This is a genomic window from Curtobacterium sp. MCBD17_026, assembly GCF_003234895.2.
Taxonomy (GTDB): domain Bacteria; phylum Actinomycetota; class Actinomycetes; order Actinomycetales; family Microbacteriaceae; genus Curtobacterium; species Curtobacterium flaccumfaciens.
The window spans coordinates 2,112,940-2,138,352 of sequence record NZ_CP126281.1; the positions used below are offsets into that span (position 1 = coordinate 2,112,940).

Here is a 25,413-nt window from a genome sequence, read left to right on the forward strand (position 1 = left end):
TCAGTTCCGGATCCGCTCGGCCGCGCGCAGGCGCACGGGGGTTGCTCGGGGGTTGGCGGCGCGTTCGGCCTCGTCGGCCAGCTCGGCGCCCTTGACGATCAGGGAGAAGGTGGGGGCGTGCTCGGGCAGCTCCACCGGCAGGCCGGCGGGAGCGCTCGACTTCGTGCGCTCCACCAGTGCCCGCTTGACGATGCGGTCCTCGAGGGACTGGTACGACTCGACGACGATCCGACCGCCGACCGCGATGGCGTCGAGCGCCGCCGGGATGGCTCGCTCGAGCACGCTCAGTTCGGCGTTGACCTCGATGCGGAGTGCCTGGAAGACGCGCTTGGCAGGGTGCCCCTGGCGCTGGATGGCGACCGGGGTCGCGTCGTGCAGCACCTGGACCAGGTCGCCGGACATCTCGAACGGCTTCGTTTCCCGCCGCTCGACGATCGCTCGGGCGTAGCGGCCGGCGAGCTTCTCCTCGCCGTAGCGCTGGAAGATGCGGCGGAGTTCGCCCTCGTCGTAGGTGGCCAGGACGTCGGCGGCGGTCTGCCCCTCGGTCCGGTCCATCCGCATGTCGAGCGGGGCGTCCTGGCTGTACGCGAACCCGCGCTCGGCCCGGTCGAGCTGCAGCGAGCTCACGCCGAGGTCGAAGAGCACGCCGTCGACCTTCGTGAAGCCCTCGCCCTCGATCGCGTCGACGATGCCGTCGTACACGGTGTGCACGAGCCGGACCCGGTCGCCGAAGCGGGCCAGGCGCTCCCCCGCGATGCCGAGTGCGTCGGTGTCGCGGTCGAGCCCGATGAGCGTGAGCTCCGGGAAGCGCTCGAGCAGGCCCTCGGAGTGGCCGCCCATGCCGAGCGTGGCGTCGACGACGACCTTGCCCGGGCCCTCGAGCGTCGGCGTGAACAGGTCGACGATGCGCTGGAGCATCACCGGCGTGTGCGGGAAGCGTGGCGTCTCGTTGTCGTTGTCGGCCATGTGCAGCCCCTCGTCTCCTGGGCCGTGGGTCCGGATCCCCATCCATGCGACCTGACACCGGGGAAGTGGCGTCAGGGCTTCACGGCTGGGAGTCCCGATCCGCGGATCAGAAGATCCCCGGGATCACCTCCTCGTCGTTGTCGGCGAATGCCTCTTCGGCTTCGGCGTAGTAGGCCTCCCACGCGGGGGTGGACCAGATCTCGGCACGGTCACCGCTGCCGATGACCGTGAGGTCCCGCTCGAGCCCCGCGTACTCGCGGAGGTTCTGCGGGATCGTCACGCGGTTCTGCTTGTCGGGCTGTTCGGCGCTGGCCCCCGAGAGGAACAGACGCATGTAGTCCCTGGTGCGCTTCGACGTCATCGGGGCGGTCCGGATGCGCTCGTGGAGTTCCTCGAACGTCCGGGCGCTGAAGACCACGACGCAGCGTTCCTGGCCGCGGGTCATCACGAGCCCGCCGGACAGTTCGTCCCGGAACTTGGCGGGGAGGATCACGCGACCCTTCTCGTCGAGCTTCGGGGCATGAGTACCGAGCAGCACGTCGGGCCTCCCCTCCGCTCCACCGGACCGTTGCGAGCCCCACTTTACTCCACTCCCCTCCCCGCGCCCAGGATTCCACTCCCTTTTCGGCCCGCGACACCCCTACTGGGGGCATGCAGACTGGAATGCACTCCGCAGCGATGACCTCGCAGGCCCGGAATCATGCGGTTCGACAGCGCCGAGGGCTGCGTGGAGGAAAGTGGAGGACTTTCGCAGCCGGTGGAGCACGTCAGGGCGCGCCGCGGGATCACGGTCGGCTCCACCACGCCCGGCTGCCAGTCAGCGCACGGTCAGGACGTGCCGCCGCCGCGACGCCGAGTGGTCACGAACCGTCGCTCGCGCGGGCCCCAGCCGACAGTTCCTGCACCCTGGGCATCCACCGCGCGGCATGTCGTGACCACTCGCGCGGGCACAACCGGCGACGGCCCACCCCGGCCTGGAGGCCCGCCCCACCGCCGCCGCGGCCCTCACCCGGGCTCACGGTCGGCTCCACCACGCCCGGCCGCCGGTCAGCGCACGGTGACGACGTGCCGCCGCCGCGACGCCGAGTGGTCACGAACCGTCGCTCGCGCGGGCCCCAGCCGACAGTTCCTGCACCCTCGGCATCCACCGCGCGGCATGTCGTGACCACTCGCGCGGGCACGACCACGCCCGGGCCTGGAGGCCCGCCCCACCGCCGCCGCGGCCCTCACGCGGGCGCATGGTCGGCTCCACCACGCCCCCGGCTGCCAGTCAGCGCGCGGTCACGACGTGCCGCCGCCGCGACGCCGAGTGGTCACGAACCGTCGCTCGCGCGGGCCCCAGCCGACAGCTCCTGCACCCTCGGCGACCCGCACGCGGCATGTCGTGACCACTCGCGCGGGCACGACCACGCCCGGACGCCGCAACAAGAGCCCCCGCCCCCGGAAACACGAAACGGGGCCGACCCGAAGGTCGACCCCGTGGAGGAGTGTGGAGGGAGTCCTGATGACTCCCGTCAGCTACTGACTCTGGTCGTTGCGCTTGTCCCAGCGCTCGTTCATCCGGTCCATGAAGGACCCGCCGCCACCGGTGGACGGACGCGCCGACCCACCGGATGCGGGCTTGCCCGGCCGAGCGGGCTTCGCCTTCGGGGCACGCATACCCGGGCGCAACGCGAACAGGACACCGGCGAGCATCACGACGAAGCCGAGGATGCCCAACAGCGGCGCCTTGATGACGAGGCCGACGATGACGATGGCGACCCCGGCGAGTGCGCCGAGGACCCCGAGTGTGATGGCTGTGTACGTCGGACGACCCTGTCGACGTGTGACACGAGCCACGAAATCGGAATCGTTCTGGTAGAGGCTGCGCTCCATCTCTTCGAGAAGGCGCTGCTCCTGTTCCGAGAGCGGCATCTTGGTTCCCTCTGTTCCTGGGATCGACGCGGGGTTGAAAAACGCGGGTTGAGTGGACCGATTCTATGCCTCGACCACTCCACTAGGGTAGGGATCGTGGCTGAGAGTACGCGATTAGTGGACCTCGTATCGGCGCGTATCGACCGGGCACTCGACGAGCAGCGTGAACGGCTCCTCGCGATCAGCCCCGACCTCGCGCCGTTCGACCGGTACGCCCGAGACCTGCTGTCCGGCGGCAAGCGCTTCCGGGCACTGTTCTGCTACTGGGGATGGCAGTCGGTGGCGGGCCGTTCGGGCTCGTTCGACCCGCTGGCCGAGGGGTCCCGGCAGACCACCGCCGAGGCGATCGTCACGGTCGCCGCCGCGCTCGAGGTCTTCCACGCCGCCGCCCTGGTGCACGACGACATCATGGACCGCTCGGACACCCGCCGTGGGCGTCCGGCCGCGCACCGCCGCTTCGAGTCCCTGCACGAGGAGTCCGGCTTCGTCGGCGACCGCGGGCAGTACGGCACGAACTCCGCGCTGCTCCTCGGCGACCTGCTGCTCTCGCTGAGCGACTCGGTCTTCGACGAGGGCCTCGCGCTCCTCGACCCGGTGCGGGCCCGCATCGTCCGTCAGGAGTTCCACGCGATGCGCCTCGACGTCACGGCGGGGCAGTACCTCGACGTGCACGAGGAGACCGCCTGGCCGGTCATCGACGAGTCCGAGCACCTGCTCCGTGCCCAGCGCGTCATCGTCTTCAAGTCGGCGAAGTACTCGATCGAGGCCCCGCTGGTCATCGGTGCCCTCGTCGCCGGCGCGAGCGACTCCCAGCTCGAGGGCCTCCGCGCCTTCGGACTCCCCCTCGGCGTGGCGTACCAGCTGCGCGACGACATGCTCGGGGTCTTCGGCGATCCCGAGGTCACCGGCAAGCCGGCCGGCGACGACCTGCGCGAGGGCAAGCGGACCGTCCTCATCGCCTCGGCGCGCAAGACGCTGGCGAACGGCCCGCGGCAGCTCCTGGACGAGCTCCTCGGAGACCCCGACCTCGACGAGGAGCAGGTGCAGATGCTCCGCGCGACCCTCACCGAGTCGGGCGCCGTGGCCGCCGTGGAGCGGTCGATCGAGCGGCACGTCCAGCGCGCCAAGGCGGCGCTCGACGCCTCGCCGCTGACACCGTCGGCCCGCGAGCAGCTCGCGTCGCTGGCCGACACGGTCAGCCGCCGGACGTCCTAGACGCGTTCCACACAGGGCGCGCCAGGAGGCCCGTGGCGACACCGCCACGGGCCTCCTGTCCGTCCGGAACGCGTCTAGAGCAGCGATTGGGCGACGCGACGCACCTCGGCCTTGCGACCGGCGCGCAGCGCCGCGATCGGCGTGGTGCCCATCGCGTCGTCGACGGTGAGCATCCAGCGCACCGCCTCGTCGTCGGTGAAGCCGTTGTCGCCGAGCACGATCAGCGTGCCACGCAGTTCGGGCATCGGCTCCCCGTCCTCGAGGAACTCGACCGGCACGCGCAGCACACCGCCGACGCGGGCTGCCAGCAGGGTCTTCTGCTCGAAGAGTCGGTGGATCCGTCCGGGGCTCGTGCTGAACATGTCCACCAGCTCGGGGACGGTCAGCCAGCGTTCGGAGAGGGACAGGTCGTCGGCGGGTGCGGCACTCACACGCCCATGGTGCCAGAGTGACCGCCGGAGTGAATGCGCCTCGTTCGTCACATTCGTCACATCCACCCCATCCGACTCTCTGGTTGACTTGAGAATCAGGCCGTGCCAGCGTTGTGGCACCTGTGAGTGCGCGCATGCGTGCGCACGGCTCAGTCGAGATCAGGAGAAACCCGTGGACCACGCTGCAGACGAAGTCGCCCGGCGCGCACGATCCGCCCGGTTCGCCACCATGCCCATCGTCCTCGCGGGCACGATCGCCGTGACCGCCGGGCTCACCGGCCCGATCGCCCACGCCGAGCCGCGGCACGACGACGCCGACGCGAACCACAAGCGCCACGTCGACCAGGACCGCGCCGTGACCGACCGTCCGGTGTTCGGCACCGCCGTCGCGCGGCCGACGCAGACCGTCGTGCGGACGGTCGCCGCCACCACGACGGCCACCACCACGGCTGTGCCCACGAACTACACCGTCCACCATGGCGACACGGTCTCGGGCATCGCCGCCCGCTTCGGCCTGTCGGCGCAGGAGATCCTCGTGCGCAACGGCCTCGGCTGGAACACGATCATCCACCCCGGGCAGACGCTCCACCTGGCATCGACGCCCGCCGTCACCACCGCCGCGGTGCGGACCTCCGGGTCGACCGGCGGCTCCGGCTCGGACACCTCGAGCTACCACGTGAAGCAGGGCGACACCGTCTCCGGCATCGCGTCCCGCGTCGGCGTGTCGACCACGGCGCTCCTCAGCGCGAACAAGCTGTCGCAGCGGAGCGTCATCTACCCGGGGCAGACGCTGCGGGTGCCGCACGGCTCGTCCTCGACGCCGTCGGTCTCCATCGCCTCGGCCCCGTCGACGAAGACGAGCCTGAAGATCAGCGCCGGCGACACCGTGGCCTCGATCGCCGCCGCCCACCACGTCTCCGTCAAGTCGCTCCTGTCGGCGAACGGCCTGTCGTACACGAGCACGATCTACGCCGGCAAGACGCTCGTCATCCCGTCGTCGAACGCCACCGCCGCGCCTGCGGTCCCCGCGCGTGCGGCGGTCAGCGGTGCCGTCGGCCTGAGCGCCGAGCAGCGCCAGAACGCGGCGACCATCGTCTCCGTCGGTCGATCCCTGGGCGTCCCCGACCGCGGCATCGTCGTGGCCCTCGCCGCCGCGATGCAGGAGTCGAGCCTCCGGAACCTGCCGCACGGCGACCGCGACTCGGTCGGCCTGTTCCAGCAGCGTCCGAGCCAGGGTTGGGGCAGCGCGGCGAAGCTGCAGGACCCGGCGCACGCCACCGCGCTGTTCTTCGGCGGGCGGAACAACCCGAACGCCGGCAAGACCCGCGGGTTGCTCGACGTGCCCGGCTGGTCCTCGATGAGCATCACCGACGCGGCCCAGGCCGTGCAGCTCTCCGCCTACCCGAAGGCCTACGCCAACTGGGCGAGCGCCGCCCAGGGCTGGCTGGCGACCCTCTGAGCCTCATCCGGAAGATCGAGATTGGGTCACGGGCGGTGCGCCGGTGCGCCCGAGTGCGGTTCCGATTCGTAGAATGCCGCCGATGACCACCAACGCCGCCACGGATCCGATGATCGGTCGCATGATCGATCAGCGGTACCGCGTCCGCTCCCGCATCGCGCGCGGGGGCATGGCGACCGTCTACCTCGCGACCGACGTGCGCCTCGAGCGACGCGTCGCGATCAAGATCATGCACGGGCACCTGGCCGACGACCAGGCCTTCCGTGAGCGCTTCATCCAGGAGGCCCGGTCGGCGGCCCGGCTGTCGCACCCGAACCTGGTGGGCGTCTACGACCAGGGTGCCGAGGGCGAGATCGCCTACATCGTCATGGAGTACATCCCCGGCATCACGCTGCGGGACCTGCTGCAGGAGCACCACGCCCTGACGCCCGAGCAGGCGACCGACATCCTGCGCGCCGTGCTCGCCGGACTCGCCTCGGCCCACCGCGCCGGCATCGTGCACCGCGACCTGAAGCCCGAGAACGTCCTGCTCGCCGACGACGGCCGCATCAAGCTCGGCGACTTCGGCCTGGCCCGTGCCACGACCGCGAACACGGCGACCGGCGCGGCCCTGCTCGGCACGATCGCCTACCTGTCCCCCGAGCTCGTGACCCGCGGCGCCGCCGACTCGCGCAGCGACATCTACGCACTCGGCATCATGCTCTACGAGATGCTCACCGGCGAGCAGCCCTACAAGGGCGAGCAGCCGATGCAGATCGCCTACCAGCACGCCAACGACTCCGTGCCGGCACCGAGTGCCGCCGTGTCGGGGGTGCCGCCGGAGCTCGACGAGCTGGTCGCCTGGTCGACCGCACGGGATCCCGAGGACCGTCCCCGCGACGCCCGCGAGATGCTCGACCACATGTCGGGCAACCAGCAGCGTGCGACCGGCCAGTACCGCACCGCCGTGCTGCGCCCCGAGAACGGGACCGCGATCCTGCCCTCCGGTGGCGCGGGCACGCTCGGCGCCGCAGCGGCCGCAGCATCCGTCGGGGCCGCCGGAGGAGCCGCCGACGAGACCGCCATCATCGAGCGGTCCGGCGACCGGGACACCGGCGACCGCGGTCGAGCACCCGCCCGTGCGCGCGGCAACGCCCCGGGCCCCCGTCGGACCGGGGCACAGCCGGGCGTGCTCTCCCCCGCCGGACAGCGGCTCGCCGACCAGTCGGCGAAGCGCCGGAAGCGCGGCTGGATCCTGCTGTCCGTGGTCGTCGTGCTCGCGCTGATCGGAGCCGGCTTCGGCTGGTACTTCGGCCCGGGGCCGGGTGGCAACGTGCGGATCCCGGAAGTCACGGGCAAGTCGGTCTCGCAGGCCCGGCAGCTGCTCGAAGCACAGGGCCTGCAGGCGGCGTCGAAGACCGGGACACGGTTCGACGCCGTCGTCGCGAAGGGGCAGGTCTCCACGACGAAGCCGGCCGCGGAGCGCGAGGTGCAGAAGGGCACGGCGGTGCAGATCGTCGTGTCGAACGGCCCCCGGATGATCCCGCTGCCGGCGATCGTCGGCCAGCCGCTCTCCACCGTGACGGCCGCGCTCGACGACGACTTCGAGCTGCAGGACGACCGGTACGAGTTCTCCGCCGACGCCCCGAAGGACACCGTGGTCGCGGCGACCGGTCGGGTGTCCGGCGGCAAGCCGCTCGACCTCACGACGGTGAAGGCCTACGGCGAGACCGGGCCGGTCACGCTGACCGTCTCGCTCGGCCCCGTGCCCGACGTGGTCGGCAAGACGGTCGACGAGGCCTCCGCCGCACTCGACGACGTCGGACTGATCCTCGGCGCCCGGACCGAGGAGTACAGCGAGAGCGTGCCCGCGGGCCAGATCGTCTCCGCCGCCGTGCAGGACTCCCCCGCCGTGCGCGGGTCGGCGGTGGACGTCGTCGTGTCGAAGGGTCCGACGCCGATCACCGTGCCGGAGGACGGCGTCGTCGGGGCGACGATCAACGAGGCGACGAAGACCCTCGAGGACCTCGGGCTGAAGGTCTCCGTGCCCGACTGCACGAACATCCTCTGCGGCTTCTACGACTGGAAGTCGAAGCTGCCGGTCACCGGCACCGACCCGGGCGTCGGTGCCACGGTCCACCGCGGCGACACGGTCACCCTGTCCTACGACCAGTAGTTCCGCCGGGCAGTTCCCGCGGCCCGGAACGTGTGGACACGACGGACAGGAGGCCCGGTGCCAGCTGGCACCGGGCCTCCTGTCCGGGGGTTCCTGCGTTACGAGCGGTCGGGCTGGTGCGCGCCGAGTTCCTCGGCCACCAGGAAGGCGAGCTCGAGGGACTGCATGTGGTTGAGGCGCGGGTCGCACAGCGACTCGTAGCGGGTGGCGAGCGTGGCCTCGTCGATGTGCTCCGAGCCGCCGAGGCACTCGGTGACGTCGTCACCGGTGAGCTCGACGTGCATGCCACCCGGGTACGTGCCGACCTGGCGGTGCGCCTCGAAGAAGCCGAGGACCTCGTCCACGACGTCGTCGAACCGGCGGGTCTTGTAGCCCGTCGGCGTGGTCAGGCCGTTGCCGTGCATTGGGTCGGTGACCCACAGCGGGTTGGCGTCCATGCCCTTGATCGCCTCGAGCAGCTTGGGCAGCTCGTCGCGGATCTTGCCCGCGCCCATCCGCGTGATGAAGGTCAGGCGACCCGGCTCACGGTTCGGGTCGAGCTTGTCGACGAGCGCCTTCATGTCATCGACGCTCGTCGTCGGGCCGAGCTTCACGCCGATCGGGTTGCGCACCCGCGACAGGAAGTCCACGTGGGCGCCGTCGAGGTCGCGCGTGCGCTCACCGATCCAGATGAAGTGACCGGAGGTGTCGTACGCCAGACCGGAGCGCGAGTCGATGCGGGTCATCGGGCGCTCGTAGTCCATCAGCAGCCCCTCGTGCGAGGCGTAGAACTCGACGTGCTTGAGCGCCTCGAAGTCGGCACCGCAGGCGTCCATGAAGCGGATCGCGCGGTCGATCTCCTTGGCGAGGTGCTCGTAGCGGGCGTTCGCGGGGTTCGAGGCGAAGCCCTTGTTCCACGAGTGCACCTGCCGCAGGTCGGCGAAGCCCCCCTGCGTGAAGGCCCGGACGAGGTTCAGCGTCGAAGCAGCGGTGTGGTACCCCTGCACCAGGCGGCGCGGGTCGGCCGTCCGGCTCTCCGGCGTGAAGTCGTAGCCGTTCACGATGTCGCCGCGGTAGGCGGGCAGCGTGACGTCGCCCCGGGTCTCGAAGTCGCTCGAGCGGGGCTTGGCGAACTGCCCGGCCATGCGCCCCATCTTGATGACGGGCATCGAGGCGCCGTAGGTCAGCACGACGGCCATCTGCAGGATCGTCTTGACCCGGTCGCGGATGGAGTCGGCGGTGGCACCGGCGAAGGTCTCGGCGCAGTCACCGCCCTGCAGCAGGAAGGCCTTGCCCTGGGCGGCCGCGGCGAGCCGCTCGCGCAGCTTGTCGACCTCGCCCGCGAACACGAGCGGCGGGAGCGTGGCGATCTCGGCCGACGCGGCCTCAGCAGCGGCGGCGTCCGGCCAGGTCGGCTGCTGCTTGATCGGGAGCGTCCGCCAATAGTCGAGCCCCTCGATGACGTCCGGATCCTGCAGGGCGACGAAGTCGGTCGACTCGAACAAGGGCGTTACCTCGGTGTTCTGTGCGGGCGGCCCGACGACGCCACCGGCACCAGGCCGCGCGTCGTCGATGGGCGTCCTGGCGGGGTGCCGGGACCATCAGAGCCTAACGTGCAGGCGTCGACTTCCGTTCCCGCATGACGGCCTCGCGCGCGGAGCTCGCCCGCTCCTTCACGCTGGTGGCGTAGACGTCCACGTACTCCTGTCGGCTCAGGCCGGCGAGCTCGTGCATGACCTCGTCCGTGACGCTGCGCAGGATGAAGCGGTCGGTCTCGAACCCCTGGAACCGCGAGAAGTCGAGCGGCTTGCCGAACACGACCCCGACGCGCTTGATCTTCGGGAAGCGCTGCCCGATCTGCTGCACCTCGCGCGTGCCGACCATGGCGACGGGGACGACGAGCACGCGCCCCTCGAGGATCATCCGGGCGATGCCGGTGCGGCCGCGGTAGAGCTTGCCGTCGGGGCTGCGGGTGCCCTCGGGGTAGATGCCGAGCTGCTCACCGCGCGCCAGGACCTGCAGGCCGGTGCGCAGCGATGCCTCGGACGCCTTGCCGCCGGAGCGGTCGATCGGCAGCTGGCCGATGGCGTTGAAGAATGTCTTCGTCGCCCAGCCCTTCAGCCCGCGGCCGGTGAAGTAGTCGCTCTTCGCCAGGAACGACAGTCGACGGTCGAGCACCGCCGGCAGGATCACCGAGTCGATGAACGAGATGTGGTTCGACGCGAAGATGACCGGGCCCTTGGCGGGCACGTGCTCGCGGCCGACGACCCACGGCCGGAACAGGGTGAGGATGAGCGGGCCGAGCACGAAGTTCTTCAGCAGCCAGTAGGTCATCGACGACTCCAGGTGGTGAGAAGGTGGTGGCCCGGGTGGGTGGCCCGACCCTACGCCGTGCGGGCGTGGATGCGGGCGAGGTCGGCGGCACCGACGACGCCGGCGTCGTTGACGAGTTCGGCGATCACGAAGTCCGGCTCGGGGTGGTACCCGCGGGCCGGCAGGTTGTTGAGGTACGCCTGCTTGATCGGGTCGAGCAGCCGGTCTCCCGCACTGGCGACGCCGCCGCCGAACACGAAGAGCTGCGGGTCGAGCACCGCGGACAGCGACGCGCACGCCTCGCCGAGGTGCCGACCGAGCCGACGGAGGGCCGCGAGGGCACCCGGGTCGTCGGCCAGGATCAGGTCGCCGACGATCTTGCCGTCGAGCTGGCCGCCGTTGTCGGCGCGGGCGTCGGCCAGGGCCGAGCCGATGCCACCGGCGTCGGCGACGTCGTTCGCCATGCGCTGCAGGGCACGACCCGAGCCGTACTGCTCGATGCAGCCGCGGGCACCGCAGCCACAGGGCAGCCCGTTCGGGACGATGCGCAGGTGGCCGATCTCGCCGCCCGTTCCGAAGCCCCCGCGGAACAGGCGGTCCTCGGTCACGATGGCACCGCCGACGCCCGTGCCGATGGTGAGCATCGTCATGTCGGACACGAGCCGACCGGCGCCGAACCGGAACTCGGCCCAGCCGGCGGCGTTCGCGTCGTTGTCCACCGTGATGTGCAGGTCGCCGAGGCGCTGCTGCAGCTTCTGCCGGAGCGGTTCGTTCCGCCACCGGATGTTCGGCGTGTAGTAGACGATCGACTGCGAGGCGTCGATGAACCCGGGGGCGGCGACCCCCACGGCGCCGACCTGGTGGAGCGAGCTGAGTCGCTCGACCATCGAGACGACGTCGTCGAGCATGGCGTTCGGGTCCGCAGCGTTGGTGGCCACGCGGTCCTCGGCGACGATCTCGCCGAGTTCCGTCACGACCGCACCCGCGATCTTGGTGCCCCCGATGTCGATTCCGATGGCGTGCACGAGCAACGAGCCTACCGGTTCGCCGCGAAGTCACGGAACGCCCGGTGACGCGTCCTATGCTGGCGGTGTCGCCTCGGTGTTGAGGCGCACTCGAGTCGAACCGGCAGACAAGGGAGTCACCGTGAACGATCAGCGTCCTGCACGCAGCAGCGCCTCCACCGACACGTCCACCGCTGGCAGCGCCGCCACCGGGACCACGCCGTCGGCCGGCAGGCACGCCACACCGCGCGGCGCCGGCCCGGCCGCTCCGGCCCAGGGCCGCCCGGTCTCCGCGGGCCACGGCGGTCCCGTCGCCCCGGACCACGGCTCGGCGGCGCGGCTCCTCGGCGACCGCGTCCGGCTGACGCCCGACCGTCCGATCCTGGCCCAGCGCCACGGCGACACCTGGACGACCTTCACCGCGGCCCAGACGCTCGCCCGGGTGCGCGGCATCGCGAAGGGCTTCGTCGCCGCCGGGCTCGAACCGGGCGCGCACGTCGCGATCCTGTCGCGCACGCGGCTCGAGTGGACCCTGGTCGACTTCGCCGTGTGGACAGCCGGCCTGGTTTCCGTGCCCGTGTACGAGACGAGCTCCCCCGACCAGGTGCGCTGGATCCTGTCCGACTCCGAGTCGGTCGCGATCGTCGTCGAACAAGAGGAGCACGCGCGCCGCGTCGCCTCCATCGCGCCCGACCTGCCCTCCCTGGGCCAGCACTGGACGATCGACGGCGGCGGCCTCGACGACCTGACCCGGCTCGGCGAGGACGTCACCGACGACGAACTCGATGCCCGGACCGCGAACGTGCACGGCCACGACGACGCCACGATCATCTACACCTCGGGCAGCACCGGTCGGCCGAAGGGCTGCGTCCTGCGGCACGACAACTTCACCGCCACGGTGGAGGGCGCGAGCGAGGCGATGCCCGAGGTCGTCGCCGACGGCGCCTCGACCCTGCTGTTCATCCCGCTCGCCCACGTCTTCGCCCGGTTCATCGCCGCGATGTCGGTGTCCGCCGGCGTCCTCGTCGGTCACGAGCCGGACACCAAGGACCTGATGCGCGCGGTGTCGACCTTCAAGCCGACGTTCCTGCTCGCGGTCCCCCGGGTGTTCGAGAAGATCTACAACTCCGCCGAGCAGAAAGCCGACCTCGGTGGCAAGGGCAGGATCTTCCGCGCGGCGGCCGACACCGCGGTCGCCCACTCCGAGGCGCTCGCGGCCGGCAGGGTGCCGTTCCTGCTCGGGCTGAAGTTCAAGCTGTTCGACCGGCTCGTGTACGCCAAGCTCCGGGACGCCCTGGGCGGGCGGGTCGGGTACGCCGTCAGTGGTTCGGCGCCCCTCTCCCCGCGGCTCTCGCACTTCTTCCGCTCGATCGGGGTGCTCATCCTCGAGGGCTACGGCCTGACCGAGACCACGGCACCCGCCACGGTCAACCGCGCCCGCGAACTCCGCATCGGGACCGTCGGCCGCGCGCTGCCCGGCATCGAGGTCCGGATCGCCGACGACGGCGAGATCCTGATCCGCGGCGTCGACGTCTTCGACCGGTACTGGCGGAACGACGAGGCGACCGAGCACGCCTTCGCCGACGGCTGGTTCCGCACCGGTGACCTCGGACGGCTCGACGCCGACGGGGTCCTCACGGTCACCGGACGCGCCAAGGAGCTCATCGTCACCGCGAGCGGCAAGAACGTCGCCCCGGCGCCGCTCGAGGACGGCATCCGCGAGCACCCGCTCATCGGCCAGGTCGTGGTCGTCGGTGAGGGCAAGCCGTTCGTCGCCGCGCTCGTGACGCTCGACCGCGAGATGCTGCCCGGCTGGTGCGAGTCCCGCGGGATCACCCCGGCACTGAGCGGGCACGAGGCCGCGTACGACGAGCGCGTGCTCTCCGCCGTCCAGGAGGCCATCGACGCTGCCAACGGCCGGGTCTCCCGCGCCGAGTCGGTCCGGTCGTTCACGATCCTCGACACGGACCTGACCGAGGCCTCCGGGCACCTCACGCCGAAGCTGACGATCAAGCGGTCGGTGATCCTGAAGGACTTCGCCGCGGACATCGACCACATCTACTCCGGGTCAAAGGTGCAGACGACGGCGACCCCGGTGATCGAGGGTCGGCGGCGCAACCGCTCGTAGCCGCCTGGTCGTTCCGGGCGTACCGGGTTGATTCGGGCGTACCAGGTCGGTTCTTCCGACCAGGTACGCCCGATTCCGGCAGGTGCGCGCGGGTGTGGACGCAACAGCCTGGAGGCCCGGATCACGTCCGTCGGACGCGATCCGGGCCTCCAGGCCGTTCAGCGGGCGCCGGGGGCGCCTGCGGGGCTCAGGCCTCCTGCGACTGCTCCGTCGCGGGGGCGTCGAGGACGGCGGTCGAACCGGTCGCGACGGTGGTCTCGGCAGGTCGACGGTTGGTGCGGGTGCGGTGCGAGCTGAGCTCGTCGTTCTGACTGGTCATGCGGGAGTCCTGGGGGGGATGGGATGGTCGTCGGTGGGAGGCCGACAGCAGCACGGTACCTCCTCGTCAGGACAAAGCGACAATCCCCCGTGGGGGTGTCACACCACTGTTCACAGCCCGCGAACCCGGGCCTGTGCAAGCGCTCAGTGGAACCAGGCCTGCGCACGGATGTCGCGCAGGGCCTGACGGCGGACCTCGGGGTCGAGCGTCATCACGTAGACGGTTCCGTCGAGGTGGTCGCACTCGTGCTGGAGCGCCTCGGCCATCAGGCCGGTGCCCTCCAGGACGACCTCGTCGCCGTCGACGTCGACGCCGCGGACCTTCGCGTACGGGTACCGACGGGTCGGGTAGCCGAGCCCCGGGACGGAGAGGCACCCTTCCTCCATGAGCTCGGGCTGCCCGGAGACCTCGACGATCTCGGGGTTGAGGACGTAGCCGACCTCGCCGTCCACGTTGTACGAGAACGCACGGAGCCCGACGCCGATCTGGGGCGCGGCCACTCCGGCACGACCGGGTTCCTTGACGGTGTCGATGAGGTCCTGCACGAGGTCACGGACCCCGGCGCTCCCGAGCAGTTCGGGGCGGATCGGGTCGGCCGGCGAACGGAGGACGGGGTCGCCGAACAGGCGGATGGGACGAACGGTCAATTTACTGCAGCACCACCAGGAGGTCGCCGGCGTCCACCTGCTGGGTCACCGGGATCGCGAGTCGGCCGACGGTGCCCGCCACGGGCGCCGTGATGGCCGCTTCCATCTTCATCGCCTCGATGCTCGCCACCGGCGTACCGGCCTCGACGACGTCACCGACGGCGACCTTGAGCGTCACCACGCCGGAGAACGGCGCGGCCACGTGCTTGGGGTCGGACGCGTCGGCCTTCTCGGCCGCCTTCGTCTCGACCTCGACCGAACGGTCGCGGACGGCGACCGGGCGGAGTTGCCCGTTCATCGTCGCCATGACCGTGCGGATGCCCTTGGCGTCCACCTCGCCGATCGCCTCGAGCCCGACGAACAGGTCGACGCCCTTGCCGAGCGGGACGCTGTGCTCCTGCCCGGGTCGCAGCCCGTACAGGTAGTCGACGGTCGGCACGACGGACAGGTCGCCGTACTGCTCCCGCACGCGCTGGAACTGCTGCGTCGGCTGCGGGAAGAGCAGGCGGTTGAGGGCCTGCTGGCGCTCGGGTCCGGGGGTCTCGAGGTGCGCGCGTTCGTCCGCGGGCACCGGGGTGATCTCGAGTCGGACGTCGCGACCGGCCAGGACCTTCGAGCGGAACGGCTCGGGCCAGCCGCCGGGCAGGTCGCCCAGCTCGCCGGCCATGAACCCGACCACGGAGTCCGGAATGTCGTACTTGTCGGGGTTCTGCTCGAAGTCGACCGGGTCGGCACCGACCGCGGCGAGCTGCAGCGCGAGGTCGCCGACGACCTTCGACGACGGCGTGACCTTGGTCGGCCGACCGAGGATCCGGTTCGCCTCGGCGTACCAGTCCTCGACCTGCTCGAACCGGTCGCCGAGCCCGAGGGCGATCGCCTGCTGCCGGAGGTTCGACAGCTGACCACCGGGGATCTCGTGCTTGTAGACACGCCCCGTCGGCCCGGCGAGCCCGGACTCGAACGGGGCGTACACGCGACGGACCGATTCCCAGTACGGCTCGAGGTCCCCGACGGCGTCGAGGGACAGGCCGGTGTCGCGCTCGGTGTGGGCCAGGGCTGCGACCAGGGCGGACATGCTCGGCTGGCTGGTCGTGCCGGCCATGGGTGCGGCGGCCACGTCGACGGCGTCGGCCCCGGCGCGCGAGGCGGCGAGCAGGGTCGCGAGCTGACCGCCGGCGGTGTCGTGGGTGTGCACGTGCACCGGCTGGTCGAAGCGCTCGCGCAGGGCGGTGACGAGCTTCTCGGCCGCACCGGCACGGAGCAGCCCCGCCATGTCCTTGATGCCGATGACGTGCGCGCCGGCCTCGACCATCTGCTCCGCCAGGCGGAGGTAGTAGTCGAGCGTGTAGAGGTCCTCGGCGGGGTCGAGGAGGTCGGCGGTGTAGCAGAGCGCCGCCTCGGCGACGGCCGTGCCGGTCGCGAGCACGGCCTCCAGGGCGGGACGCAGCTGGCTGACGTCGTTCAGCGCGTCGAACACGCGGAAGACGTCGACGCCCGACCGAGCCGCCTCGTCGACGAAGGCGTCGGTGACCTCGGTCGGGTACGGCGTGTACCCGACGGTGTTACGGCCGCGCAGCAGCATCTGGATCGGGATGTTCGGCATGGCTTCGCGCAGCGAGGACAGGCGCTCCCAAGGATCTTCACCGAGGAACCGGAGTGCGACGTCGTAGGTGGCACCACCCCAGGCCTCGACGCTGAGCAGCTGCGGAGTGAGCCGTGCGACGTGCGGTGCGACGGCGACGAGGTCCTTCGTGCGGACCCGGGTGGCGAGGAGCGACTGGTGGGCGTCCCGCATCGTCGTCTCGGTCACGGCGAGGGCCGTCTGGGCGCGCAGGGCCTTCGACCACTCGGCCGGCCCCATCGCCAGCAGGCGGTCGCGCTGCCCCTCGGGCACCGGCGCAGTCAGGTCGGTGGCCGGGAGCTTGTCGGCCGGGTCGGTGACCAGCGGCGACCGCTCACCGTTCGGCTTGTTCACCGTGACGTCGGCGAGCCAGGTGAGCACCTTCGTGCCGCGGTCCTTCGAGACGTGGCCGCCGAAGAGCTGCGGGCGTTCCTCGATGAACTTCGTCGAGACGTCGCCGCGGGCGAAGTCCGGGTCCTCGAGCACGGCCTGCAGGAACGGGATGTTCGTGCTGACGCCGCGGATGCGGAACTCGGCGAGGGCACGCTTGGCCCGGGACACCGCCGCCGGGAAGTCGCGGCCGCGGCACGTCATCTTCGCGAGCATCGAGTCGAAGTGCGGGCTGATCTGCGCGCCGGTGGCGACCGTGCCGCCGTCGAGCCGGACGCCCGCGCCGCCGGGGCTGCGGTAGGTGCTGATCCGGCCGGTGTCCGGACGGAAGCCCTGCGTCGGGTCCTCGGTCGTGATGCGGGTCTGCAGCGCGGCGCCGTGCACGGCGACGGTGTCCTGCGACAGGCCGAGGCCGGCGAGGGTCTCCCCCGCGGCGATGCGCATCTGCGACTGCACCAGGTCGACGTCGGTGACCTCTTCGGTGACCGTGTGCTCGACCTGGATGCGCGGGTTCATCTCGATGAAGACGTGCTGCCCCTCACGCTCACCCTCGGTGTCGAGCAGGAACTCCACGGTGCCGGCGTTGACGTACCCGATCGACCGGGCGAAGGCCACGGCGTCGCGGTGCAGTGCCTGCGCGACCGCGGGGTCGAGGTTCGGCGCCGGCGCGATCTCGACGACCTTCTGGTTGCGCCGCTGGACCGAGCAGTCCCGCTCGAACAGGTGGATCGTGCCCGCGTCGGTGCCGGTCGCGTCGGCGAGGATCTGCACCTCGATGTGGCGCGGACGGATGACGGCCTGCTCGAGGAACATCGTCGGGTCGCCGAACGCACTGTCGGCCTCGCGCATGGCCGCTTCGAGGGCGTCGCGCAGCTCGGGCTTCGTCTCCACACGGCGCATGCCACGGCCACCACCACCGGCGACGGCCTTGGCGAAGACCGGGAACCCGATCGCATCGGCGCCGGCGATCAGTTCGTCGATGTCGCGGCTCGCCGGGGTGCTCGCGAGGACCGGGACGCCGGCCGCGATCGCGTGCTCCTTCGCGGTGACCTTGTTGCCGGCCATCTCGAGCACGTGCTCGCCCGGACCGATGAAGGTGATGCCGTTCGCGGCTGCTGCCGCGGCGAGCTCCGGGTTCTCGGACAGGAACCCGTACCCCGGGTAGATCGCGTCGGCCCCCGACTCGCGGGCGACGCGGATGATCTCGGAGACGTCCAGGTACGCCCGGACCGGATGGCCCCGCTCCCCGATCAGGTAGGCCTCGTCGGCCTTGAGACGATGCAGGGAGTTCCGGTCTTCGTACGGGTAGACGGCGACCGTACGGGCCCCCAACTCGTACGCGGCACGGAACGCGCGGATGGCGATCTCGCCACGGTTCGCAACGAGGATCTTCGTGAACACGACGTCCCTTTCAGCCCGGGTTGAGGTGAGACAACCCTAGTGGCGGTAACGTTGCTCAACGTGCATGTACTCAGCGTGAGCTCCCTCAAGGGTGGTGTCGGCAAGACGACGGTGACGCTCGGCCTGACCTCGGCCGCGTTCGCCAAGGGACTGCGCACGCTGGTGGTGGATCTGGACCCGCAGTCCGACGTCTCCACGGGCCTCGACATCAACCTCGCCGGCCACCTCAACGTCGCCGACGTCCTCGAGAACCCGAAGGAGAAGATCGTCCGTCAGGCGATCGCCCCCTCGGGCTGGACGAAGGGGTCGCAGGGCAAGATCGACGTCATGGTCGGGTCGCCCTCCGCCATCAACTTCGACGGGCCGCACCCGTCGATCCGCGACATCTGGAAGCTCGAAGAGGCCCTGGCCAACGTCGAGCAGGACTACGAACTCGTCCTCATCGACTGTGCGCCGTCGCTGAACGCCCTGACGCGCACCGCGTGGGCCGCGTCCGATCGCGTCACCGTCGTCACCGAGCCCGGCCTGTTCTCCGTCGCCGCCGCCGACCGTGCGCTGCGCGCCATCGAGGAGATCCGCCGCGGGCTCTCCCCGCGCCTGCAGCCCCTCGGCATCATCGTCAACCGTGCCCGCGTGCAGTCGCTCGAGCACCAGTTCCGCATCAAGGAACTCCGCGACATGTTCGGCCCGCTCGTGCTCTCCCCACAGCTGCCGGAGCGCACGTCGCTGCAGCAGGCGCAGGGTGCGGCGAAGCCGCTGCACGTGTGGCCCGGCGAGTCCGCGCAGGAGATGGCGAAGAACTTCGACCAGCTGCTCGAGCGCATCATGCGCACCGGCAAGATCGGTCCGTACGCCGAGGGTGGCGCCGCGTAGGTCGGTGCTCGTGCGGTCGCGGAGCGGTCGCATGACATGCCGCTCACGCCCAGCGGTCACAACACACCGCTCACGTCCGCCGAGTGGTCGCCAACTGTCGGCCGGCAGCGTCGCAGGCGACAGTTCGTGACCACTCGGCGAGACGCAGGCGGCAGGTCGTGACCACGCGGCGACTGCCGGGAGGCGCACCCCGGCCCCGCTCGACACGCCCGGCTCCGGCTCGTCCAGCGGTCACAACACACCGCTCACATCCGCCGAGTGGTCACCAACTGTCGGCCGGCAGCGTCCCAGCCGGCAGTTCGTGACCACACGGCGAGACGCAGGCGGCAGGTCGTGACCACGCGGCGACTGCCGGGAGGCTCATCCCGGCCCCGCGACACGCCCGGCCGGGGCTCGCCGAGCGGTCACAACACACCTCTCACGTCCGCCGAGTGGTCACCAACTGTCGGCCGGCAACGTCGCAGGCAACAGTTCGTGACCACCCGGCGACGCGCAGGCGACGGGTCACGACCACGCGCCGACTGCCGGGAGGCCCACCCCGGCCCCGCTCGACACGCCCCGCTCGACACGCCCGGCTCCGGCTCGCCCAACGGTCACAACATGCCGCTCACGTCCGCTGAGTGGTCACGAACTGTCGGCCGGCAACGTCGCAGGCAACAGTTCGGGACCACTCGGCGACGCGCAGGCGACGGGTCACGACCACTGGACCCGAACCCGGATGGTCAGGAAGCGCGGGAAGCGCGACGAGCGGCGAGCTCGTCGGAGGGATCGGCCGCCGCGGTGGCGTCGAGCTCGACCAGGGAGCTCTCGACCTCACGCAGGACCTTGCCGACCGCGATGCCGAAGACACCCTGGCCGCGGGACACGAGGTCGATGACCTCGTCGTCGGAGGTGCAGAGGTACACCGAGGCGCCGTCGGACATCAGCGTGGTCTGTGCCAGGTCGGAGACGCCGGACTCACGGAGCTGGTTGACGGCGGTGCGGATCTGCTGCAGCGAGATGCCGGTGTCGAGCAGCCGCTTCACGAGCTTGAGCACGAGGATGTCGCGGAACCCGTACAGGCGCTGAGAACCGGAGCCGGCCGCCCCACGGATCGTCGGCTGCACGAGTTCGGTGCGGGCCCAGTAGTCGAGCTGTCGGTACGAGATGCCGGCTGCCCGTGCGGCGACGGTGCCGCGGTAGCCGTTCTGCTCGTCGTGCTCGGGCAGACCATCGGTGAAGAGCAGCCCGAGGTCGTACCGGGTCACATCAGACTCGGTGCCAGGGGTGTCGTTCCCACTCATGAGCTTGCCTTCCACGACGATCGAGCTCCCACCCGAAGCTTCAACGACGGGTTGAGAGTTGTTCCGAGGTCCACGGTAGCGACTCCGACCGCTCCCGCGCGGGACATCCGACCCGGCGCGTCCGGCGTGTCGAGGATACGCCTCGGCCACTGACACACAAGCCCTGTCGGAGCACCGGACGGTGTCATGCGTCGAGACGGCCGATGGCCTGGCGGATGAGGTTCGACCGGATGATCTCGAGGTGCCCGGCGATCTCGCGCGCGAGCTCGGTGGCCTTTGCCCGCGAGGTCGCGTCGCCCCGGCGTGAGACCGGCATGAGGGCGGACTCGATGAGACCGACCTCGCGCTCGGCAGTGCTGCGCAGCGTGCGGAGGTGTCGCGGCTCGATACCGGTGCGCTGCAGTTCGACCAGGGCCTTCAGCACGGAGACGCCGTCGTCGCCGTAGGTGTCGGTGGCCGGCAGCAGCGAGGCCGAGACCGCGTCGGCGAGGAGCATCGGTGAGGCGCCGGCTGCCCGGACCGTCTCGTCGCGGGTGTACCGGCGCTCGCGTCCGAGGATCGACGGCTTCGGTGCGTCTCCACCGCCGGGCAGGACGGGTTCGCGCCCGGCATCGAGGTCGGCCAGGTAGTCCTTGATGACCTTGAGCGGCAGGTAGTGGTCACGCTGCAGCCCGAGGATCACACGGAGCCGCTCGACGTCGGCCGCGGAGAACTTGCGGTACCCACTGGCCGTGCGGATCGGGGTGACGAGCTCGCGCTCTTCGAGGAACCGTAGCTTGGAGCTCGACAGGTCCGGGAACTCGGGCTTGAGGCGAGCGAGGACCTGCCCGATGGTGAGCAGGTCCGGTGCCGCGGACCCCGCCCGGGCCGCAGCGGACCGTGCGGCCACTACGCGTTCGCCAGGCGCGCCAGGTCGACCCGAGATGCGTAGAACGTCAGGCGGAACTTGCCGACCTGGACCTCGGCCCCGTCGGTGAGCAGCGCTTCGTCGATGCGGACACCGTCGAAGTACGTGCCGTTCAGGGAGCCGTTGTCCTTGACGCTGAAGCTCGTGCCGTGGCGAAGGAACTGCGCGTGCTTGCGCGACACGGTGACGTCGTCGAGGAAGATGTCGGCGTCGGGGTGTCGACCGGCCGTCGTGACGTCGGAGTCGAGGAGGAACCGCGCACCCACGTTGGGGCCACGACGGACCACGAGCAACGCCGACCCGGAGGGCAGGGCGTTGACGGCTTCACGTTCTTCGGTCGAGACACCGGACTCGGCGGTGAGCGCCGCGCCCATGTCCATGCTGAAGGTCAGCGTGGTGTCGACCAGCCGCTGCTCCGGGGTCTTCTGACCGCCCGGCTGCGGGACCACTGGATCTGGCATCGGTGGACCTCCTCCTCTTGGCCCATCAGCGTATCGGAAACGAAGGCCCGAGCGGCAGCCCCGATCTGGGACTGTGGAGGGACTTCCGCGATCCGCGAACGCGGGAGCGGCGTCAGCGACCCGTGCGACCCGGCGTCACCGACCCCGCGCGAGCAACCAGAGCAGGTACGGCGCCCCCACGACACCCGTCACGACCCCCACCGGCAGCGCGTTGCCGGGGATGGCGAACTGGGCGAGCAGGTCGCTGCCGAGCGTGATCGCGGCACCGACGGCTGCGGCCGGCGCGAGTGCGACCCGTCCGCCGCCGACCAGTCGTCGAGCGATCGGCGCGGCCATCAGCGCCACGAACGACACGGGCCCCGCCGTGGCGACCGCTGCGGCGGTCAGGCACACGGCGGTGAGGAGCAGGAGCACCTTCGCCCGGTCCGGCCGCAGTCCGAGTGCGGCGGCGACGTCGTCCCCGAGGCTCAGCACCTGCAGGCGGGCGGACTGCAGCAGCGCGAGCACGCCGAGCACGACGAACGCGACGCCGAGCACCCCGACCAGGTCGCGGTCGACGGCGTTCAGGCTGCCGGAGAGCCAGAGCAGCGCGGCGCCGGCCTGGGTGACGGTGCCGCTCGTGAGCATCCAGCCGGTGATGCTCAGGCAGATCGCCGCGACACCGATGCCGACGAGGACGACCCGGTTGCCGGTGATCCCCCGTCGCCAGGCGAGCCCGGCGATGACGAGCGAGACCACCACTGCGCCGACGAGCACGACCGAGAAGAGCGTGCCACCGCTGGCACCGAACAGCACGATGGCGGTGAGTCCGGCGGCACTGGCCCCCGAGGTGATCCCGATGACGTCGGGGCTCGCGATCGGGTTCCGCACGACGCTCTGCACGATCGCGCCGGCGACGCCGAGGCTGGCGCCGACGAGGACGGCACCGAGCACCCGCGGCCCGCGGAGCTGCCCGATCACGAAGTCCGAGATCCGGTCCCCCTGGCCGAACAGGGAGGCGAGCACCTGGCCCGGGGTGAGCGGGATCGAACCGGCGCCGAGCCCGACCAGGACGAGCACCACGACGACCACGACCACGGCGACGAGCACCGCGACCTCACGGCGCAGCCCGGCCGAGCGGCCCAGCCCGGCCGAACGGCCCAGCCCGGCCGACCGGCCCAGCCCGGCCGAACGGCGCACCCCGGCCGAACGGCGCATGCCGGCCGAGCGGCGCAGCCCGGCCGACCGGGGACGCGAGGAGCCGAACAGCTGCCTCACAGTCCCCGCACCACCCTCGAGCGCACGAGCGCGATGAACACCGGCGCTCCGATGAGCGCCGTGACGATGCCGACCTGCAGCTCCCCCGGGTACGCCACGACGCGGCCGATGACGTCGGCGACGAGCAGGAGCGCGGGGGCGACGATCGCCGACAGCAGGATGGTCCAGCGGTGGTCGGGGCCGCTCAACCGACGGACCGCGTGCGGAACGGCGAGTCCGACGAAGGCGATCGGCCCGGCGGCGGCCACCGCGGACCCGGCGAGCAGCACCGCGACCAGACCGCCCACCGCGCGGACGAGCACGACCCGCTGCCCGAGCGACGCCGCGAGTTCGTCCCCGAGCGCGAGGGTGTTCAGCGACCGACCGAGACCGAACGCGATCACCAGCCCGACGAGCACCGGCGCCGTGATGATCCCCGCCGTGCCGAGGTCCTTGCCGGCGAGGGCACCGACCTGCCAGAACCGCAGCTGGTCGAGCAGGCTCTGGTCGGTCACGAGCACCGCGGTGGTGACGGACGACAGCGCTGCGGCGACCACGGCTCCGGCGAGGGCGAGTCCGACCGGTGAGAGGCCGCGACGGGCGACGGTCGCGATCCCGTACACGAGCAGTGCGGCGAGGGCGGCCCCGACGAACGCGAAGGGCAGGTAGGCGGCCGTGCCACTCACGCCGAAGACCGCGATCCCGGCCACCACGGCCAGGGTCGCACCGGAGTTGATGCCGAGGACGCTCGGGTCGGCGAGCGGGTTCCGTGTCACGCCCTGCATGACCGCCCCGGCGACCCCGAGCGCCGCCCCGGCGAGCAGTCCGACGACGGTGCGGGGCACCCGGTTGCCGAGCACGATGAGCCCGACCTCGTCGCTCCGCCCGGGGTGCAGGACGGTGTCCAGGACGGTGCCGAGCGGGATCGGCCGCGAGCCGTACGCGATCGACAGCGAACACGCCACGGCGAGGACGACGACCGCCAGCACGGTCGCACCGACGAGTCGGGGGACGGAGCTGGGAGCCGGGGGCGTGGACGTCGACGGAGACATGGAAGTAAGGCCACCCTAACGCCGGAGCCCCACTCGGCGTCCCCCGAGCAAGCCCGGAGCGTGCGCAGGGTTCGTTCATAGGCTCGTCATGGGGAAGCGCTCTGTACTGGTCTCCATCGACGCCCGACCGGGCCGTCGAGGGACGACCGGAGAGCACCGATGAACGAGACCCCGAACCCCGCAGCCGCCGACCACGACGAGAACGGCACCCCCGCCGCGCAGCAGCAGGCTCCGGGCATGCACTGGGAGGCGCCGCACGCCGACCCGGCCTCCCTGCGCCCGGCGTACGCGTTCGACGGCTCCGGTCCCTACCTCTACGGTCCCGACGGCTCCGGCCCCTACGCCTACACGCCGGACGGCCGCGGCCCGTACCTGATCGGCAGCCCCGCCCTCGCCGGCGCGAACCACGCCTGGGCGTCCTCGGCGGCGACCGCGAACCACCCCGGTACGACGAAGCGCCCACGTCGCCTGGGACTGATGATCGGCTCCGGCATCGCCGCACTCGCCATCGTCGGTGCGGCCGGCGGCACCGCCCTCGGCCTGTCCTCGCAGGGGACGACCACGACGTCGAGCCAGTCGCAGGGCACCACCACGCTGCCCGGCACCGGATCCGGCACCGACGGCACCGGCGGCACCGGCAGCAGCGACGGCACGAACGGCTTCACGGTGCCCGGCGACGGCAGCGACAGCGGCAGCGACAGCGGCACCGGGACGACCCAGTCCCCCGCCACCGCGGCGACTGCCGCCGACAAGAAGGGCGTCGTGACGATCAACACCGTCCTGAACTACGACGAGTCGTCGCAGGCGGCCGGCACCGGCATGGTCCTGACCTCCGACGGCACGATCCTGACGAACAACCACGTGATCCAGGGCGCGACGAGCATCACCGTCACCGACGAGACCACCGGCAAGGAGTACAAGGCCGACGTGGTCGGGGCCGACGCCACCAACGACGTCGCCGTGCTGAAGCTCGAGAACGCCTCGGGGCTGTCCACCGTCACACTGGACGACGACGGCGAGCCGAGCACCGGTGACACCGTCAAGGACGTCGGCAACGCCGAGGGCACCGGCAACCTCGTCGCCGCCGAGGGCACCGTCACCGCGACCGACCAGGACATCCAGGTGCAGAGCGAGTCCGGCACCGGCACCGAGTCCCTGACCGGCCTGATCGAGATCTCGGCGGACATCGTCTCCGGTGACTCCGGCGGACCGGTGCTGGACAGCGAGGGCGAGGTCGTCGGCATGGCCACGGCAGCGTCCTCGGGCACGGCCGACGTCACCGGCTACGCCATCCCGATCACCACCGCGAAGACCATCGCCGAGAAGATCCTCGACGGTGAGTCGTCGGGCACGATCACCATCGGGCTGCCCGCGTTCCTCGGGGTCCAGGTCAGCAACACCACCGGCACCACGGGCGGCGTCGCCGTCGCCGGCACGGTCGAGGGCTCCGGCGCCGCGAGCGCCGGCCTGGCCGCCGGGGACACGATCACGAGCATCGGCGGCACCGCCGTGACGAGCTCGGACCAGCTGACGCAGGTCGTCCAGTCGCACTCGGTGGGTGACAAGGTGAGTGTCCGCTACACCGACAGCACCGGCGCCGCGAAGACCGTCACCGTCACCCTGACCGCCGGCCCCGCCGCGTAGCGGGAGAACGCAGGC

At 71.3% G+C, this 25,413-nt stretch carries 21 protein-coding genes; 6 read left to right on the forward strand and 15 right to left on the reverse strand.

Features of this window, described 5'->3' with window-relative positions:
• The 3 genes from rsmH to DEI85_RS09960 all read right to left on the reverse strand — a co-directional run bounded on the left by rsmH (position 1) and on the right by DEI85_RS09960 (position 2,880).
• Positions 1 to 966 (reverse strand): 16S rRNA (cytosine(1402)-N(4))-methyltransferase RsmH, encoded by a 966-nt coding sequence (rsmH, locus tag DEI85_RS09950; RefSeq protein WP_110860137.1) that lies wholly within the window; start codon positions 964 to 966, stop codon positions 1 to 3.
• Between the two features lie 106 nt (positions 967 to 1,072).
• Positions 1,073 to 1,504, reverse strand: coding sequence for a division/cell wall cluster transcriptional repressor MraZ (gene mraZ / locus DEI85_RS09955; RefSeq protein WP_017886616.1), 432 nt, complete (start codon positions 1,502 to 1,504; stop codon positions 1,073 to 1,075).
• Positions 1,505 to 2,484: 980 nt separating this feature from the next.
• A complete protein-coding gene (locus DEI85_RS09960; RefSeq protein ID WP_111091079.1) occupies positions 2,485 to 2,880 on the reverse strand; it encodes an SCO2097 family morphological protein in 396 nt (131 codons plus the stop codon).
• 96 nt (positions 2,881 to 2,976) lie between these two features.
• On the opposite strand from DEI85_RS09960, the gene DEI85_RS09965 reads away from it, so the two are divergent.
• Positions 2,977 to 4,095, forward strand: a complete 1,119-nt coding sequence (locus tag DEI85_RS09965; protein ID WP_111123944.1) for a polyprenyl synthetase family protein — start codon at positions 2,977 to 2,979, stop codon at positions 4,093 to 4,095.
• 74 nt (positions 4,096 to 4,169) lie between these two features.
• On the opposite strand, the gene DEI85_RS09970 is transcribed toward DEI85_RS09965, so the two are convergent.
• On the reverse strand, positions 4,170 to 4,526 hold the full coding sequence (locus DEI85_RS09970; RefSeq protein WP_173033316.1) for an Rv2175c family DNA-binding protein: 357 nt from the start codon (positions 4,524 to 4,526) through the stop codon (positions 4,170 to 4,172).
• A 172-nt stretch (positions 4,527 to 4,698) separates the two neighbouring features.
• On the opposite strand from DEI85_RS09970, the gene DEI85_RS09975 reads away from it, so the two are divergent.
• Positions 4,699 to 5,985: a LysM peptidoglycan-binding domain-containing protein gene (locus tag DEI85_RS09975; RefSeq protein ID WP_258376376.1), complete on the forward strand. Its 1,287-nt coding sequence runs from the start codon at positions 4,699 to 4,701 to the stop codon at positions 5,983 to 5,985.
• A gap of 82 nt (positions 5,986 to 6,067) precedes the next feature.
• Entirely contained in the window at positions 6,068 to 8,140 is a 2,073-nt protein-coding gene (pknB, locus tag DEI85_RS09980) for a Stk1 family PASTA domain-containing Ser/Thr kinase (RefSeq protein ID WP_111123967.1), read from the forward strand.
• A gap of 98 nt (positions 8,141 to 8,238) precedes the next feature.
• Here pknB and DEI85_RS09985 read toward each other — a convergent pair whose 3' ends face one another.
• From DEI85_RS09985 to DEI85_RS09995, 3 genes are all read right to left on the reverse strand, one after another.
• Positions 8,239 to 9,624 carry a class II 3-deoxy-7-phosphoheptulonate synthase gene (locus tag DEI85_RS09985; RefSeq protein WP_051596677.1) on the reverse strand — a complete coding sequence of 462 codons (1,386 nt, stop codon included), beginning with the start codon at positions 9,622 to 9,624 and terminating at the stop codon, positions 8,239 to 8,241.
• Positions 9,625 to 9,727: 103 nt separating this feature from the next.
• Positions 9,728 to 10,453, reverse strand: a complete 726-nt coding sequence (locus DEI85_RS09990; protein WP_027465236.1) for a lysophospholipid acyltransferase family protein — start codon at positions 10,451 to 10,453, stop codon at positions 9,728 to 9,730.
• 50 nt (positions 10,454 to 10,503) lie between these two features.
• Positions 10,504 to 11,457, reverse strand: a complete 954-nt coding sequence (locus DEI85_RS09995; protein ID WP_017886608.1) for an ROK family glucokinase — start codon at positions 11,455 to 11,457, stop codon at positions 10,504 to 10,506.
• Positions 11,458 to 11,578: 121 nt separating this feature from the next.
• Here DEI85_RS09995 and DEI85_RS10000 point away from each other — a divergent pair, with 121 nt between their 5' ends.
• Positions 11,579 to 13,564, forward strand: coding sequence for an AMP-dependent synthetase/ligase (locus DEI85_RS10000; protein ID WP_111123943.1), 1,986 nt, complete (start codon positions 11,579 to 11,581; stop codon positions 13,562 to 13,564).
• 187 nt (positions 13,565 to 13,751) lie between these two features.
• On the opposite strand, the gene DEI85_RS10005 is transcribed toward DEI85_RS10000, so the two are convergent.
• From DEI85_RS10005 to DEI85_RS10015, 3 genes are all read right to left on the reverse strand, one after another.
• Entirely contained in the window at positions 13,752 to 13,883 is a 132-nt protein-coding gene (locus DEI85_RS10005) for a hypothetical protein (protein WP_258369867.1), read from the reverse strand.
• A 143-nt stretch (positions 13,884 to 14,026) separates the two neighbouring features.
• Positions 14,027 to 14,530 (reverse strand): peptide deformylase, encoded by a 504-nt coding sequence (locus DEI85_RS10010; protein WP_110860127.1) that lies wholly within the window; start codon positions 14,528 to 14,530, stop codon positions 14,027 to 14,029.
• A gap of 1 nt (position 14,531) precedes the next feature.
• Positions 14,532 to 17,942 (reverse strand): pyruvate carboxylase, encoded by a 3,411-nt coding sequence (locus DEI85_RS10015; RefSeq protein WP_110860125.1) that lies wholly within the window; start codon positions 17,940 to 17,942, stop codon positions 14,532 to 14,534.
• 60 nt (positions 17,943 to 18,002) lie between these two features.
• On the opposite strand from DEI85_RS10015, the gene DEI85_RS10020 reads away from it, so the two are divergent.
• A complete protein-coding gene (locus DEI85_RS10020) occupies positions 18,003 to 18,815 on the forward strand; it encodes a ParA family protein (protein ID WP_027465232.1) in 813 nt (270 codons plus the stop codon).
• 722 nt (positions 18,816 to 19,537) lie between these two features.
• Here the strand turns inward: DEI85_RS10020 and DEI85_RS10025 are convergent.
• The 5 genes from DEI85_RS10025 to DEI85_RS10045 form a co-directional block, all read right to left on the reverse strand.
• Complete coding sequence (locus DEI85_RS10025) at positions 19,538 to 20,098, reverse strand: MerR family transcriptional regulator (protein ID WP_027465231.1); 561 nt, start codon at positions 20,096 to 20,098, stop codon at positions 19,538 to 19,540.
• A gap of 184 nt (positions 20,099 to 20,282) precedes the next feature.
• Complete coding sequence (ftsR, locus tag DEI85_RS10030) at positions 20,283 to 20,987, reverse strand: transcriptional regulator FtsR (protein WP_111123942.1); 705 nt, start codon at positions 20,985 to 20,987, stop codon at positions 20,283 to 20,285.
• Positions 20,987 to 21,466, reverse strand: a complete 480-nt coding sequence (locus DEI85_RS10035; RefSeq protein WP_051596676.1) for an FHA domain-containing protein — start codon at positions 21,464 to 21,466, stop codon at positions 20,987 to 20,989. Before DEI85_RS10035 ends, ftsR begins: the two co-directional genes overlap by 1 nt.
• A 135-nt stretch (positions 21,467 to 21,601) precedes the next feature.
• The gene (locus DEI85_RS10040; RefSeq protein WP_258376375.1) at positions 21,602 to 22,723 is read right to left on the reverse strand and encodes a FecCD family ABC transporter permease; all 1,122 of its coding nucleotides are present in this window, start codon (positions 22,721 to 22,723) and stop codon (positions 21,602 to 21,604) included.
• Positions 22,720 to 23,754 carry a FecCD family ABC transporter permease gene (locus tag DEI85_RS10045; RefSeq protein WP_110860120.1) on the reverse strand — a complete coding sequence of 345 codons (1,035 nt, stop codon included), beginning with the start codon at positions 23,752 to 23,754 and terminating at the stop codon, positions 22,720 to 22,722. Before DEI85_RS10045 ends, DEI85_RS10040 begins: the two co-directional genes overlap by 4 nt.
• Positions 23,755 to 23,913: 159 nt before the next feature.
• Between DEI85_RS10045 and DEI85_RS10050 the strand changes: the two genes are divergently transcribed.
• Positions 23,914 to 25,398, forward strand: a complete 1,485-nt coding sequence (locus DEI85_RS10050) for a trypsin-like peptidase domain-containing protein (protein WP_258376374.1) — start codon at positions 23,914 to 23,916, stop codon at positions 25,396 to 25,398.
• Positions 25,399 to 25,413 lie beyond the last annotated feature (15 nt).